Origin of the sequence: Helicobacter macacae MIT 99-5501 (genome assembly GCF_000507845.1) — a bacterium.
GTDB lineage: Bacteria > Campylobacterota > Campylobacteria > Campylobacterales > Helicobacteraceae > Helicobacter_B > Helicobacter_B macacae.
Genome location: NZ_KI669454.1, coordinates 643,117 through 657,493, shown reverse-complemented (window position 1 = coordinate 657,493; position 14,377 = coordinate 643,117). Strand labels below are relative to the sequence as shown.

Here is a 14,377-nt window from a genome sequence, read left to right as displayed (position 1 = left end):
CTAAATTCTATCAAATCCTTGATTTTCCCCTAGTTTTTGCGCCACTTTATAAAGTGCAAAATTCATCACAAGCAGCTAAAAATACTTCTTAAATACTCCTTGATTTTCCCTATGTTTTGGCATACTTTTTGCTAGAATCGCTAGAAATAGCTTCAACTCTAGCGCAAGCAACTACCCCAACACAAGAGAGAAAAAATGGATTTAACCTCAGTTCTAGGCTTAGTTTTAGCGGTGGCTTCAATCTCGGTGGGAGATATACTTGAGGGCGGAAACCCTCTGCACGTCGTGCATCTAAGCTCGTGTATCATCATTATCCCTACAACGATGTTTGCTGCTATGGCAGCCACTCACGCTTCAGCTGTCAAAGCTGCTTTCAAAGAGTTTAAAATCATTTTTATGCCACCAAAGGTTGATTTATCTGCAAGGGTAAAAGAAATCACAGAGCTATCCTCCGCAGCAAGACGCGATGGGATACTATCTCTAGAGGGACGCGCAGCAGGGATAGAAGATGACTTCTTGCGTGAGGGGCTAAATATGGTTATTGACGGACGCGAAGCAAAATCTGTCCACGAGGACTTAGAGATTAAAATTGAGCAAATGGAGCATTATTATCACACCGCAGCGCATTATTGGCTTCTAGCTGGTGAGTCCGCTCCGACATTTGGGCTAGTCGGTGCGGTTTTGGGGCTTATGCTTGCGCTGCAACTACTTGATGACCCAACGGCAATGGCTATGGGTATTGCGGGGGCGTTTACAGCGACGGTTACGGGGATTATGACGGCGTATGCGATTTTTGGACCTTGGGGGAACAAAATGAAAGCAAACGCAGGGGACATCATAAAAGAAAAAGAAATGATGATGGCGGGCATACTTGGCATAGCAAATGGCGAAAACCCGCGCAACCTAGAAGCAAAACTATTTGGATTCTTACCACCGGGCGTGCCTAGAGTATCTCAATTTGAATAATTAGCTAGCAAAATCTAGAGAGCAATAAATTCTAAAAAGCAAATCTAAAAAGGGCGAAAAATGGCAAAACAAAAGCAACAAGAATGCCCCGCAGGCGAGAAATGGGCTGTTCCTTATGCGGACTTTCTATCCCTACTGCTTGCGCTATTTATCGCTCTTTGGGCGATTTCCAACACCGATGCATCCAAAGCCAAAGCGATGAGTGATGCGATGATAAATGTGTTTAATGTGCCACGACCTAGCGTTACATTTCAGCCACTTATCCAGCGTCCACCAGACCCAGGGCAAGTGCGAGAATCCACAGAGGGCAAAATGCCTCATACTTCTGATGGCTCTTCGCCCTCTTTTGCTAGCCAAAGCTCTATATCACAAATGCAAATGGTAATCCAAGAAGGTGGTGTGCTAGAGCAAATCGAGCAAGGAATCGTGCTTAGGCTACCTGTATCGCTTCCCTTTGAGCAGGGCAAAGCCGACATAGCTCACAATGAAAATGCCCTATCTGTGCGCAGAATCGCCGAAGTGCTAAATAAACTCCCAGAAGAAGTCAAAATCGATGTGCGTGGCTACACAGATGATAAACCTTTGCCAAAAGGCTCACCTTTTAGAGATAACTATGATTTAGCCGCAGCACGCGCAAGGGTGGTAACAGAGGGGCTATTTAAAAACGGAGCGACACATAGCAATATCTCCTACTCTGCACACGGCTCATCTAGCCCCACCGCGCCCAATACCACAGCCCAAAATCAGCAAAACAACAATCGCGTAGAGATTTTTATCTTTACCCAGCCCACAGGGCTTAGAAGCATAAAATCCGTCCTAGATGAAAGTATGAGTGGCACAACCCTAGAAGATGGCACACCGCTTAACTAGGCTTAAGTAATTTAGACTTTGCTTGTGGATGGGCTTATATAGAGGTTGTGGAAATTTGTGGATATTATAGGCATTTGTGGAAAACTTGTGGAGGTTTGCAAACTTGTAGAATCTTATGGAAATTTTATACCAAGCAAAAAATTTAGCGTAAATTTATTTTGCGCTAAAATCACACCTCTTAAAATCCACGCTCTATGATTTTTGGCAACTCCACATTTGCCAATGCAACAAAACGGCACAATAAGCAAACTAATCGCTACACCAAAAATCAAACCCCATCCTTTCGCACAATTTTCACACAAAAACGCTAAATATTCTTTCTCTTTTTTATGCGAAAATAAAATGTATGCTCCTCATCGCCTATTTGGACTTTTAGCTCTAGGATTCCATTTTTGTTTATGCCCTTTTTGGCGATAGCGACAAACCCGCCTTGCGCCCTAGCATTTGGCTTTAGGCTAGATTCTCTCAAATAATTCATCAAAAACACTTTCAAAGCTCCGCGCTTCTCTTGCATATAAGCAATCGAGCTAGGACTTTGACTAAAAAACGGACTCATCATCGGTGGATAAAACAAAAATCCTTGATAGCCATAATAATAAAGTGGCGAGATATTATAAAAATTGTTTTGTTGCACGCTCGGTGTGGGTGTAGGGATATTATAAAACTGCAAAATATCAATAAAATTAAGCTCACTATTTCGCAATTTATCATAAGAGTAAATCCTAAGGGGCTTGCCCTCAAATCTCGCGCTTACAGCTTCCGTGCCAAAAATCAAAGGCTTGCCACCAAGTAGCTCCGCACTTATATGCACCACCACGACATTATCTTGCAAGTCTTTTTGTGCTAGCTCGGCTTGGACTTTGGATAGAGGCTTTGCAGAGCGCAAAATCTGCACGCCCTTTTCAAGCACCACTTCACCCTTTGGCGTGATAAAATAGCTTGCACAACCACCAAAAAATATCGCTACAAATATTACAAAAGCTAAATAGATTTTAGGCATAAATTCTCCTTATTAGTAATGGATTGCAAGGAAATATATACCCACAAAGTAAATATAGCTACAACTACATATAGGTTTTGCACTAGTGATTTTTGCTTGTAAGTGATTAGTGATGATTTAGTATAAGTGCTGTGAAATGTGGCAGTGGAGGAAAATTTTTGCAAAAATTTTGTAGTAAGTTTTTTATGTCAAAAAATTTGGGCAGGAATTTTAGAGAAGTTTTTAGAATTTCATAAAATCTAGCTTTATTAGATTTTATGAAAAATCATCAAAATGATTTACCAAAATCTTAGCCAAAATCTTATAGTGTGGAATCAAAGATTTTTATCGACTTCTTTGCCGACTTCGGTTTATCGACTTGCGCAAAATCTGCACAAACGCCAAAACCCAGCCAACCAAACCCCACCAAACCCACCAAAATCGCTAGACTTTGCTTAAAAACGATACTCTTAAATCACAAAGCAAAGCCTAGCGGATTCTAGCAAGATTTTAGGCAGATTTGGTAGCCACAAAAGCCATTATGCGTTTGCTTTCTTTGAGCCTTGCTCTACGCTTACCATTTTGCGGCGCAAATATGCGATTTTGCTTTGCAATGGCAAGTTTTTAGGGCAAGTGTCGTGGCAAGCGATTAGGCTCATACAGCCAAACACTCCATCATCATCGCCCACGATTTCATACCAATCCTCATCGCTACGCTTATCGTGAGAATCTATCATAAAGCGCACGATACGATTCATACCTGCACCACCGATGAAGTCATCACGCATTATCTTTGTAGCGCAAGAAGCGATACAGCACCCGCACTCTATACATCTATCAAGCTCAAACACCTCATCAGCTTCTTTTGGCTCAATAGGTTTTTCTAGCTTAGAAATATCCACTTCCTCATTTGTATGCACCCAGCTTTCTACGCGCTTTGTCATACCTGCAAACCACTCGCCTGTATTGACACTCAAATCTTTGATAAGTCTAAACGCAGGCAATGGCATAAGCGTAATCACACCATCAGGGAAGTCCTTTGTCAGTGTGCGACACGCAAGTCTTGGGCGTCCATTTATCATCATAGAGCAGCTTCCGCAAATCCCCGCACGACATACGAAATCAAAGCTCAAATCAGGGTCTTGATTTTCGCGTATCATATTTAGCACGATAAAAATCGTCATAGAATCAGTCTCTTCGATTTTATACTCGGCAAAATGTGGCTTAGATACCGCGCTTTTTGGGTCAAATTTTAGCGCACGAATAGTTAGGATTCTCCCTTTTTTGCTGTTGTTTTCCATTACTTATCTCCTAGTCGTTGGTTTCTAGCCTTGTATTTTGGCTGCAAGTTAAATTCCATTAACGCTTCTTGTAGCTCGTATCTGTCGCCACCTTTAGCTTGGATTTCAGCAGTGATTTTATCGATTTGCTCTTGTCGTTTTGCAGAGAGCGGATTTTCGATAATCATACCCTTTGCTCCATATCCACGGAATCCGGGCGCAATCTCCATTTTCATAATGTCAAGCTCCTCGTAAGTTACCGTAGGCATTGTTTGGCTTGGGTCTTCCCAGCTTGTGAGTGTGCGCTTTAGCCACTTTTCATCATCGCGTTTTGGATAGTCTTCGCGTGTGTGTGCCCCACGAGATTCTGTCCTATCAAGCGCACCTTTTGCCACGCAAAGTGCTAGTTTTAGCATTTTTGGTGTGCGGTAGGCGTCTTCTAGCTCGGGGTTGTTGTGGAGCTTTTTGTTTGAGATGCCGATATTTTTAGCGCGTTTATATAGCTCTTCTAGTCGCTTCACAGCGTCTTCTAGCCCCTTGCCATCACGGAAAATCCCCACATCTTCTTCCATTATCTCTTTCATAGCGTTTTTGATAGCATAGACATTTTCGCTACCGCTATTGTTTACAAGAGATTCTAGGTAAGCCTGCTCTTTTTGGACAAATTTTTCAAGCACAGAAGTATGGATATTTGCTTGAGAATCCACACAATGTTGTGCGAAATAATCCCCAATAATCATACCTGCTACCACCGCTTCACTTACAGAGTTACCACCAAGTCGGTTAAACCCGTGCATATCCCAGCACGCCGCTTCGCCCGCAGCAAATAGCCCTTTTAGGTAAGTCTCGCCCTTGTAGTTGGTGCGGATTCCACCCATTGAGTAGTGCTGCATAGGTTTGACAGGTGCCCACTTCTCTGCGGGGTCAAGCCCTGCAAACACTTCACATATTTCTTGGACATCGCGCAAGTTTCGCTCAATATGCTCTCTACCCAAAATCGTAATATCAAGCCACAAGTGGTCTCCATAAGGAGATTTTACACCCTTGCCCTCACGGATTCGCTGAATCATTCTGCGGGAGACGACATCTCGGCTTGCAAGCTCCTTTTTCTCTGGCTCATAGTCTGGCATAAAGCGATATCCATCGACATCACGCAAAAGCCCGCCATCTCCACGACAACCCTCTGTGAGCAAGATTCCGCTTGGGAAAAGTGGAGTTGGGTGGAATTGCACCGCTTCCATATTGCCTAGCTTTGCTATGCCTGTTTCAAGCGCGATAGCAAGCCCTATACCCTCACATATTACGGCATTGGTAGTGTTTTTGTAGATTCTGCCATAGCCACCTGTGGCGATAAGCGTGCCTTTTGACACATACGCGATTAGCTCGCCATTTTCCAAATCTCTTACCACAGCCCCATAGCACACGCCGTCTTGGTGGATAAGTGCGATTGCTTCTTTTCTATCTTGTATGTCTGCGCCGTGCTTATAGGCTTCGTTTGCCACAGCATATAGCATAGAATGCCCTGTGGCATCAGAAGTGTAGCAAGTGCGCCATTTTTTGGTCCCACCGAAATCGCGAGAGTGGATATATCCGTGCCTAAAGTCCTCTTCGGTAATCGTGGTTTTTTGCGCATTGATAACCGCTGTCCTATCGCCTTTTTGGATTCTAGTCCAAGCCACACCCCAAGAGGCAAGCTCTCTAATAGCTTTTGGCGCAGTGGTTACAAACATTCTAGCGACATCTTGGTCACAGCCCCAGTCGCTTCCCTTTACCGTATCGGCAAAGTGCAAGTCCTCATTATCGCCATCGCTCATTTTTGAGTTGCCTAGACTTGCTTGCATACCGCCTTGCGCAGCAGCAGAGTGGCTACGGCGCACAGGCACGAGTGAAAGCACAATCGTGCTAAGTCCTTTTTGTCTTGCGGCTACGGCTGCACGAAGCCCTGCCAAGCCTCCACCGATGATTAACGCGTCTGAATATACTACTTTCATCTACTCTCCTTTTCCTTGTGTTTGTTCATCTATCACTCTATAATCGTGTATGCTTTTGTGCGGGTCTAAATCTAGCCCGATTTTGACATACGCGGCAAAAGAGCATATACCAAGCACGATAAAAAACACAGACATAGCCCACTTGATAGAGCGCAATGTCTTTAGTCCTAGTCCCTCAAACCAACCCCACTTGATACAAAGGCGATATAGCCCGATAGAGCCGTGTAGCTCGACTGCAAAAAGTAGGAAAATGTAAAGTAGCCAAAAGTTTTGCTGAACGAAGCGGAATGAAGAAGTAAGTGGTCCTATGTTTTCAGGTTGAGTGAGATTGACAAAAAGGTGTGGCATAGCAAGGAAAAACATCGCAAACCCTGTGCAAGCCTGTATCGCCCACAATGTCGTATCGCCGTGCCTCATCAAGTTTTTGTGTGTTTTTAGCTTGATGAATTGGCGGTAGTTTATGGGGAATTTCCTCATCGCCAAAAACGCGTGCGCCACAAACGCAACAATCACAATAGCCGCTATAAATGCCACGATTTCGGGCTTGCCAGCCTCACCAAAGATGAAGCTACCCTCAAACATTTTGGTAATCGTAAACATTGCTTCTTTGCTGATAAGTATGCTTGATACAAAAAACAAATGAGCAATCATAAACAACCCCAAAAACAGCCCTGTGGCACTTTGCCAAAAGTCTAGCACGGCGGGCATTCTGCTTTTTTTGCGCTCTTTGGTAACGCCCGTGTAGCTCTCAATAATACTCTCGTCTCGCATAATCTCTCCTTTCCAAGACTTGAATCTAAGACATAAAATCTCGCCCCAAAAACACGCACAAAACCTTAGAATCTAGGCATAAAATCTACAAATCACTTGCTTGTGAAATCTAGCATATCCCCAAAAACAAATGTAGAGTGGCATTCTCAAAAAAGCGATGAGAAATTATAATATAAATCAATAACAATTTATCAAAAAGTTGGGAATTTTGCGAAAAAATTGTTAAGATTTTGCAAAGTTTGTGTGCATTTATGTAGAATAAATGGAAATAGAATATATCTATGAAATATCGCTGTATCAATAGCTTTATGCGCATTTTGGCAAAAAATATGAAGTTTTTTTGCCAAAACTTTTATCCACAAATATTGTCAAAATTCTACAAAATCTAGCAAAATCTAAAGGCAAAATGCACCCCGAAATATGCACTCATAAAAAATAAAAACCATAAAAATATCTAATGTGTTTTCGTAGTATTTTTGCAATCTTTTTGAGAAAGTCGCAAGAAATGGCAAGAGGCAATGTGGCAAGAAGTAAAATAGCAAGGATAATGTGGCAAGAGATAATGAAGTAATGTAGTAAGAGATAATGCGAAATGGCAAAACCACAAAAGAAGTCAAAAATCGTGGAAATAGAAAGCAGATTGCCACGCCTTTATTCGTCATTGCGAGACTTGACAAAGTCAAGTCGAAGCAATCCGCCACACCTCGTCATTGTGAGAATTTACTAAAGAAACTTCACCTCGTTTGTTTTGCGTAGCAAATTCGTGGCAAAACAAGCGAAGCGAAGTTTCTTTAGTAAAACAAGCGAAGCGAAGTTTCTTTAGTAAAACAAGCGAAGCGAAGTTTCTTTAGTAAAACAAGCGTAGCGAAGTTTCTTTAGTAATCCACTCCATTGTCATTGCAAGCAAATGCGTTAGCATTTGCGTGGCAATCCAAAATTAGCTTTAAAAGGAGTTTAGTTTTTTAGTTTTCTTGTCATACTTAAGCAAAGCGAAGTATCCCATTCCCCCTCCCTTGCAAGTGGCAATCCAAAGATTCTCCCTCCCTTGCGGAGGGGGATTAAGGGGGTGGGTTCTTTCATCATTGCAAGACTTGACAAAGTCAAATCGAAGCAATCCATTTCTTTTTTTTGATTGCCACGCTCGCTTTGCTCGCTCACAATGACGGAAAAAGTAATGTATCACCAAAAGTTTGACTTCTCAAACCTTAGCAATACGCAAAGTGAAGTTTATTTAGAAAACAAACGCGATAAAGATTCTATTTGGTAAAAATGCAGCGTAAGTTAGTGTGAGTTTATAAAAAGTAGTTTTTGGATTTTATAAGATTTTCAAAAGCAAAACCCCTCTTTAGATACCTACGGCACAGGCAAAATCCAAGTGCTCTGCTGTGTTTCCACCCTGAAGCGTTGCCTAGAAGCCACCTTGCATAGGTCTAAAAAGGAGCGGGCAAATTCTAGCCAAAATCTACTTAAAAACGCTTTAATCAATCACGCTTCGTAAAAAACCATTTTTGCACTTATCATAAAACCATTTGTAAAACCACTTAGATAAACCACCTTGAGCACAAACAAAATATTGCCATACTTAAAGTTTGCCAAGAAGTCAAAGTATGACAAGCTGATTTGGTTTGCGACTTTAAAAACCCACTCCCCAAATGATAAAATTCTAGCGGATGGTGCTTGCGATTTTAAACCCCCCTCCCTTAGAGTAACAGTGTTTGCCACTCTTAAAGCCCCCTCCCTTAGAGTAACAGTGTTTGCCACTCTTAAAGCCCCCTCCCTCTGCGGAGGGGGTTTGGGGGTGGGTATCTTTTGCGTTAGCAAAAGCGTGGAAAGATTCGTCATTGCGAGACTTGACAAAGTCAAATCGAAGCAATCCATTTCTTTTTTGTGTGGATTACTAAAGAGACTGCACTTACTTCACATTTTTTACACTTCTCACAACCATAGCGCAAAATCTCATTCCTAGCACCAACGAGAGAGAGAATGTGGCGTTAGGCTTAAGGTTTTGCTTGCTTAAAGCAAAGTCTATTCATTTGACAAAGTTGGAGAGGAGTAGACTGCTATGGCTGTAGGAAATGTAAAAATGCTTTTTGTTGCATTTGCTTTTTGCTAGCACTTGCTTTTGTGTTGGCTTTTTGACTTGTGTCATATTGCCTTGTCGCTCATTTTTTTGTCATATTGAGCATAAGCGAAATATCTCTAGATTTTGCCTACTCATTTTTCATTGTCATATTGAGGTTTCTATAAGAAGCTAAAATATCCAAAGGATTTTGCACATTTGCGTTTGCATTTTTGGATACTTCGGCTAAAGCCTCAGTATGACAAGCAGAGTTTTTTTAGACACTTCGAGCTACACTCTTAAGTATGACAAATGTTTTAGTCAGTATGACAAACTAATTTGGTTTGCTATTTCAAAATCCCCTCCCTTAGAGTAACCGTGTTTGACTCTCTTAAAGCCCCCTCCCTCTGCGGAGGGGGTTTGGGGGTGGGTAGATACTACCTTCGCTTCTCAAGTAAAGTCGGCAACTGCAAGCAATGCAAATATTTCCATTGCCAACAAAGCAAACGCAAACACTTCCGTCATTACTAAAGAAACTTCGGCTTCGCTTTGTTTTCTAAATAAACTGCGCTACGCTTGTTTTGCGAGCGAGCGAAGTGAGCGTGGCAATCCACAAAATAAAGAGAATGGATTGCCACGAATCGCTACGCGATTCTCGCAATGACGAATACGCAAGAATCTAAAAGAACCCACCCCCTTAGTCCCCCTCCGCAGAGGGAGGGGGGAATAATTTGCTTGCCCGCACTCGCAAGGGAGGGGGGAATCTTAAGATTCCTACTTGCAAGGGAGGGGGAATTATTGGTGTTGCCTACAAAAAGTCCTTATGCTATTTTGCAAGCCCACTTACTCAATCCACAATGCCATTACCCATCGATATAGTAGACTTTTTTCTTAGACTTCTTTGACTTTTTAGACTTAGAAGACTTCTTGCCTTTTTTGGACTTTTTGCCCTCTGCGATTGAGCGAGAGACAGCGTTGCCGTCTTTATCAGTTACATAGTCAGTCCCGCCAAACCAATAAGCGTATTTGAAGTTTAGATTGGTGGTTACGCCATTAAACCAATCATTTGTCTTCACATTTTGCCCTTGATTGTTTCGCTCTTTTGCGAAGCTAGAAGCATAGAAAAGTCCATCATAGCCAAAGCTAAGCTCGTGGTTTTTCTTTATCATCCAAATCAAATCAAACCCTAGATTTCCATACACCGCAGGAAGCGTGATAGTAGAGGCATCTTTTAGGTTACCGATTTGGATATATGCTTTTTGCTTATTTAGCATATTATACTTTATCCCTGCTTTTAGGTTTGTGCGGAATTTGTTACCAAACATTTTATAATAGCGCACATGCACACCTAGTTGAGGCAGATGCCAATAGACATCACTATATCGTTCATCAGCACCTAGCGGACGATATGAAGTAGCAGTTGTCCCAAAATTTACGATAGGCTTTGTAATGATAGACTTTGTAGAAGCCATCATATCATAGCTTAGGCTTACTTCAGGGCTTACATAGCTATTGCGTTTGAACTGATAAAATGTAAGCCCACCTTTGAGCTCTGCACCTAGATTATACACTAGAGGCATAGATACATTTTTTGCATTGTTTGCTAGCTTTAGTTCAAACGCACCTGCTTTTGCCGTGAAGTTTGGCATATCTATCCCAGCACGCACACTACCTTTGATAAATGCTTCCCACACTTTAGAAGTGATAGAGAAGCTTTTGAAGTAGTTTAGCCCTGCTTGGAGTGAGTTTGTCTGTATGCGAGTATCTACTCCACCTGCTAGTTCTGTATCAGTATTTACAAACTCATAGCCCAAAAACGCACCTATGATACCAGAAGAGCGTAGGTTTCGCTGTATACCAAGTAGCGCACCGCCTGCATATTCTTGCGCTTGGGAAGTTCCCAAATCCACATAGCTATGTGTCGCATAAGGCACAGCGAAAAATCTCCAATCTCTCCTACCTGTGTAAGGGATAAAGATTGCATCTAGTTGGTCTATGACTTCAAAGTTGTTATAGCCCTTATCTAGATTTTGCCCCTTAGATTGCTCGAGCGTTAGTTTTGCCATTTTTTCACGCACTTTGTCTAGCTTCTCTTGGTTTTTACGCGTTTGCTTAGAAAACTTTGAGCTTCTATTTGTTAGTCGCGACATATCGTATTGAAGCAATCTTAGCTCTACTTCTTGATTGTAATACCTATCGCTATGGAATGTCTTAGTTGTCATCGTATCTAAGATATTTTGGGTATTGACAGTCCTGCGCAAGCTAGATAGCACTAAAGCACGCATAAGGTTTGCTCCATAGCTAGTAGCGATGTCAGCTGATACGACAAAGCCTTTTTCGCCATTAGCGTCTGTGCCCTCATTTAGCGTAAGCCCTGTGCCCGGACGGAAGTAGCGAATGTCTAGGTCCTTATTGAGATTTGTTTGATTTGCTGCATCTTTTACGACATTTTTAAATAGATAGACTTGGTTTGGCTCTATGTTATCCCCAGCGTTGATTACGATATTACCATTTATGTTACCATCGCTATCATATAGCGGAAGTCCTATTTGGTTATTACCACCTAGTATGTGCTGTCCAGCAGTTGAGCCATTATTCCAAGTGTTTGCATCGCCATCTATGGTAAGGTTTGCACTTAGCACACCGATGAAGTTCTTCCCAGCAGCGGTAAATTTTCCAATCGCTCCGCTAAAGTCTGTCAAAAAGCCGCTATTTAGCACACCTCTCTCTCCCACAGATAGATTGCCAGATACATTACCTGTGATAGATAGTCGTTCAACTAGTGAGCCACCACCGATTTGGGCAATTCCAGAGATAGTCCCAGAGATGGTAAGCGATTCGATAGTGGAGCTACCACCGATGATAAGGTGGCTAGCAGTGCCTCCGACAGTTAGGCTACCGATATTTGAGCTAGAGACAGACACGCCTCTATTGAAGTTACCACTAGTGCTGATGCTTGCTAGGTTTGACCCTGTGACAGAGAGACCGACATTGCCGACACTATTGCTACCATTGTTAAAAGTAAAGTTAGTGTTTGGTGCATTGAAGCCATTGAAGTATACTTCTTGGACGAATTCATTATTTCTCCACCACCGATTTGATGAGGTAAAAGTCCAATTCACGGTTCTCTCATTTGTGCTACCACTTAGATAGTATCTTGTTTCGCGGTAGTAGTTTGAGCCCCGAAAAGCACTTTGTATGCTAGAGCTACCTGTGCAATCCACTCTCTCATATCGTCCTACGCCGTGTGAGTTGGCATCTCCTCTACTCCAATCCTCACTCCAGCGACAAGCCGCTGCAGCGATGTCTAGAGCACCACTAGCTAGAATGCTAGCAGTAGCTAGAGATAGTGCTAGGCGTTTGGGTTTGGATGGCTTTCTTAAAGCCCCCTCCCTTGCGGAGGGGGTTTGGGGGTGGGTATCTTTTTCGCTAGCAGTCGCTGACTTTACTTGAGAAGTGGAGGTGGTATCTACCCACCCCCTAGCCCCCTCCGCAAGGGAGGGGGAACTCGTGAGGTTGTCTCTCGCAATGGAGGGGGAATAAGTAGAATCGCCACCTACAATAGAGGGGGAAATTACAGATTGTCCCTCATAAGTGGAGGGGGAACTGATTGAGATTCCACTTAAGCGTGAGCTACTCTCTCTCTCTCTCTCTCTCTCTCTCGTTTATAGCGTTAATCGCGTTGAATTTTGCTTTTTTCATTTTGCATCTCCTTTCGTGTTTTACTCTTGCGTTTTGGATTTTGGGTAGCAAGAACACTTGTTCGTAATGAAAAAATCAAAGTAAATGATAAGTAAATGTAGCTTAAATGTTTCTTAAATGAAAGAAAAAATTTCAAAAAAAATGCAAAAAAACCAAAAAAAAAAAAAAACGGCGAATTTTTTGGGAGGATTTTGCTAGATTTTGGGGTAGTGTAAGCACAATATGCACAATTTTAGTGCAAATGTAGAGAATTTGTGTAATGGTGGATTTGGTTGTTTGTGCGTGGATTTGCTTGGGATACTTTGGGCTACGCCCTTAAGTATGACAAAAAGTTGTAGTATGACAATTTAAGAAGTTTGTTTGAGATACTTCGCTTCGCTTAAGTATGACGAGGGATTGTAGTATCGCAAATGCTTTGACTTGTGGGGAAACTTCTTAAAGCCCCCTCCCGCAGCACGAGGGGGTTTGGGGGTGGGTAAGTCTTTCGTCTTTGAGCGTTAATTTTGTATTATGTGCTGACTTTGCGTCATTGCGAGAATCGCGTAGCGATTCGTGGCAATCCACCACACCGTCATTGCGAGGCAGTGGCTTTAGCCACAACGAAGCAATCCATTTCTTTACTTTTGTAGATTACCACGCTCGCTTCGCTCGCTCACAAAACAAGCGTAGCGCAGTTTCTTTAGAAAACGAGGCGAAGCCGAAGTTTCTTTAGAAAACAAGGCGAAGCCGAAGTTTCTTTAGAAAACAAGGCGAAGCCGAAGTTTCTTTAGTAATGACAGAAGTGCTGTGTTTGCTTTGTTGGTAATGGGGCATTTGCATTGCTAGCAGTTGGGTTTTTGTCGCTAGCAGTTGTTAGCTTTGCTTAAGAAGCGGAGGTGGTATCTACCCACCCCCTAGCCCCCTCCGCAAGGGAGGGGGAACTGATTTGTTTATGCTTGCTCGCAAGGGAAGGGGGAAATAACATTATGCCCACTTGTGCTAAGGGAGGGAGGATTTATGGTTTTATCCTCTTTAAATTCAATTATGGATTGCCACGAATCACTACGCGATTCTCGCAATGAGGAATGATTTGAGATACTTTGGGTTTGTGTGTTTAAAGATATGACAATGAATTAAGTATGGCAAAGAATTGGGATTTTAAGATTCTAAAGTGATTTAAGATAAAAGCGTATAATGTCAAATCTAAGCTAGCTTTACAAAAAAGCATTTACAAATAGCTTTGCAAAATGTGCTACAAAAAGCGTTTGCAAAGAGATTTGCAAAATCTATAAGCGTATCAAAATCTACAAACGCACTAAGCACTTTGCAAACGCACTAAGAAACTTCGCGCTTGATAGCAAAGATAATGAAAGGTAAGCCACAAGGAAGCCAAATGAAAATCGCCATAATGTGTGAATCCGAACTACTCCAAAAAAGCCTAGAACCATACCTAAAAGACTACCAAACCTCGCTAGAAAAATGTGATTTTGTGCTATCAGACTACCAAGCGTGCGATATGAAGCCTGTGTGCTTGGTGGGGAACTTTAGCGGTGCACATATCAAAAAGCCATTTACCCCAGAGACGCTCAAAGCAAATTTGCGGATTTTTTATGAGCGGTATTGCAAAGGAAAGCAAATCGCCTCTCTTAGCCCAAAAGATGCCAAGACTTTTGCTCAAATTGACGCGCTTATCCAAGAAACGCTAAACGACTTTCGTCAAAAACTCTATGAAATACTCCAAGCAAACAAAGAATCTCGCAAATAGCCAAATCCAAGCAAA

16 protein-coding genes and 1 other RNA gene are annotated in these 14,377 nt (G+C 42.3%); 8 read left to right on the top strand and 9 right to left on the bottom strand.

Translation table 11 applies throughout. The features are described from left to right. The first annotated feature begins 195 nt into the window (after nt 1-195). Nucleotides 196-966, top strand: coding sequence for a flagellar motor stator protein MotA (gene motA, locus HMPREF2086_RS02870; protein WP_023927273.1), 771 nt, complete (start codon nt 196-198; stop codon nt 964-966). Nucleotides 967-1,026: 60 nt separating this feature from the next. Further along, nucleotides 1,027-1,836 carry a flagellar motor protein MotB gene (gene motB / locus HMPREF2086_RS02865; RefSeq protein ID WP_023927272.1) on the top strand — a complete coding sequence of 270 codons (810 nt, stop codon included), beginning with the start codon at nt 1,027-1,029 and terminating at the stop codon, nt 1,834-1,836. A gap of 307 nt (nt 1,837-2,143) precedes the next feature. Here motB and HMPREF2086_RS02860 read toward each other — a convergent pair whose 3' ends face one another. Beyond that, nucleotides 2,144-2,836 (bottom strand): hypothetical protein, encoded by a 693-nt coding sequence (locus HMPREF2086_RS02860; RefSeq protein WP_023927271.1) that lies wholly within the window; start codon nt 2,834-2,836, stop codon nt 2,144-2,146. Nucleotides 2,837-3,109: 273 nt separating this feature from the next. Between HMPREF2086_RS02860 and HMPREF2086_RS11420 the strand changes: the two genes are divergently transcribed. Continuing rightward, nucleotides 3,110-3,274 carry a hypothetical protein gene (locus HMPREF2086_RS11420; protein WP_156921310.1) on the top strand — a complete coding sequence of 55 codons (165 nt, stop codon included), beginning with the start codon at nt 3,110-3,112 and terminating at the stop codon, nt 3,272-3,274. An 80-nt stretch (nt 3,275-3,354) separates the two neighbouring features. Here HMPREF2086_RS11420 and HMPREF2086_RS02855 read toward each other — a convergent pair whose 3' ends face one another. The 3 genes from HMPREF2086_RS02855 to HMPREF2086_RS02845 are packed head-to-tail and all read right to left on the bottom strand — an operon-like array spanning nt 3,355 to nt 6,857. Further along, the gene (locus HMPREF2086_RS02855) at nt 3,355-4,116 is read right to left on the bottom strand and encodes a fumarate reductase iron-sulfur subunit (RefSeq protein WP_023927270.1); all 762 of its coding nucleotides are present in this window, start codon (nt 4,114-4,116) and stop codon (nt 3,355-3,357) included. Continuing rightward, on the bottom strand, nt 4,116-6,086 hold the full coding sequence (locus tag HMPREF2086_RS02850; protein ID WP_023927269.1) for a fumarate reductase flavoprotein subunit: 1,971 nt from the start codon (nt 6,084-6,086) through the stop codon (nt 4,116-4,118). Before HMPREF2086_RS02850 ends, HMPREF2086_RS02855 begins: the two co-directional genes overlap by 1 nt. Then, nucleotides 6,087-6,857, bottom strand: coding sequence for a fumarate reductase cytochrome b subunit (locus HMPREF2086_RS02845; protein WP_023927268.1), 771 nt, complete (start codon nt 6,855-6,857; stop codon nt 6,087-6,089). It abuts the gene before it with no gap. Between the two features lie 585 nt (nt 6,858-7,442). Here HMPREF2086_RS02845 and HMPREF2086_RS11415 point away from each other — a divergent pair. After that, on the top strand, nt 7,443-7,613 hold the full coding sequence (locus tag HMPREF2086_RS11415) for a hypothetical protein (protein ID WP_156921309.1): 171 nt from the start codon (nt 7,443-7,445) through the stop codon (nt 7,611-7,613). Nucleotides 7,614-7,811: 198 nt separating this feature from the next. On the opposite strand, the gene HMPREF2086_RS11410 is transcribed toward HMPREF2086_RS11415, so the two are convergent. The 3 genes from HMPREF2086_RS11410 to HMPREF2086_RS02840 all read right to left on the bottom strand — a co-directional run bounded on the left by HMPREF2086_RS11410 (nt 7,812) and on the right by HMPREF2086_RS02840 (nt 8,699). Continuing rightward, complete coding sequence (locus HMPREF2086_RS11410) at nt 7,812-7,976, bottom strand: hypothetical protein (protein ID WP_156921308.1); 165 nt, start codon at nt 7,974-7,976, stop codon at nt 7,812-7,814. Nucleotides 7,977-8,196: 220 nt separating this feature from the next. After that, nucleotides 8,197-8,294, bottom strand: an RNA gene (gene ffs / locus HMPREF2086_RS11140) — signal recognition particle sRNA small type. A gap of 48 nt (nt 8,295-8,342) precedes the next feature. After that, nucleotides 8,343-8,699 (bottom strand): hypothetical protein, encoded by a 357-nt coding sequence (locus HMPREF2086_RS02840; RefSeq protein ID WP_034560280.1) that lies wholly within the window; start codon nt 8,697-8,699, stop codon nt 8,343-8,345. A gap of 599 nt (nt 8,700-9,298) precedes the next feature. On the opposite strand from HMPREF2086_RS02840, the gene HMPREF2086_RS02835 reads away from it, so the two are divergent. Continuing rightward, nucleotides 9,299-9,580, top strand: coding sequence for a hypothetical protein (locus HMPREF2086_RS02835; protein ID WP_034560278.1), 282 nt, complete (start codon nt 9,299-9,301; stop codon nt 9,578-9,580). Next, the gene (locus HMPREF2086_RS11405; protein ID WP_148374462.1) at nt 9,577-9,795 is read left to right on the top strand and encodes a hypothetical protein; all 219 of its coding nucleotides are present in this window, start codon (nt 9,577-9,579) and stop codon (nt 9,793-9,795) included. Before HMPREF2086_RS02835 ends, HMPREF2086_RS11405 begins: the two co-directional genes overlap by 4 nt. Here HMPREF2086_RS11405 and HMPREF2086_RS02830 read toward each other — a convergent pair. Beyond that, entirely contained in the window at nt 9,780-12,140 is a 2,361-nt protein-coding gene (locus tag HMPREF2086_RS02830) for a hypothetical protein (protein WP_023927265.1), read from the bottom strand. The two genes, HMPREF2086_RS11405 and HMPREF2086_RS02830, sit on opposite strands and share 16 nt — an antisense overlap. Between HMPREF2086_RS02830 and HMPREF2086_RS11400 the strand changes: the two genes are divergently transcribed. Continuing rightward, nucleotides 12,115-12,369 carry a hypothetical protein gene (locus HMPREF2086_RS11400; RefSeq protein WP_148374461.1) on the top strand — a complete coding sequence of 85 codons (255 nt, stop codon included), beginning with the start codon at nt 12,115-12,117 and terminating at the stop codon, nt 12,367-12,369. The genes HMPREF2086_RS02830 and HMPREF2086_RS11400 overlap by 26 nt on opposite strands. 684 nt (nt 12,370-13,053) lie before the next feature. Here the strand turns inward: HMPREF2086_RS11400 and HMPREF2086_RS11395 are convergent. Then, on the bottom strand, nt 13,054-13,218 hold the full coding sequence (locus tag HMPREF2086_RS11395; protein WP_156921307.1) for a hypothetical protein: 165 nt from the start codon (nt 13,216-13,218) through the stop codon (nt 13,054-13,056). 745 nt (nt 13,219-13,963) lie between these two features. Between HMPREF2086_RS11395 and HMPREF2086_RS10670 the strand changes: the two genes are divergently transcribed. Continuing rightward, nucleotides 13,964-14,362 carry a hypothetical protein gene (locus HMPREF2086_RS10670; RefSeq protein WP_148374460.1) on the top strand — a complete coding sequence of 133 codons (399 nt, stop codon included), beginning with the start codon at nt 13,964-13,966 and terminating at the stop codon, nt 14,360-14,362. The last annotated feature ends 15 nt before the right edge of the window (nt 14,363-14,377 follow it).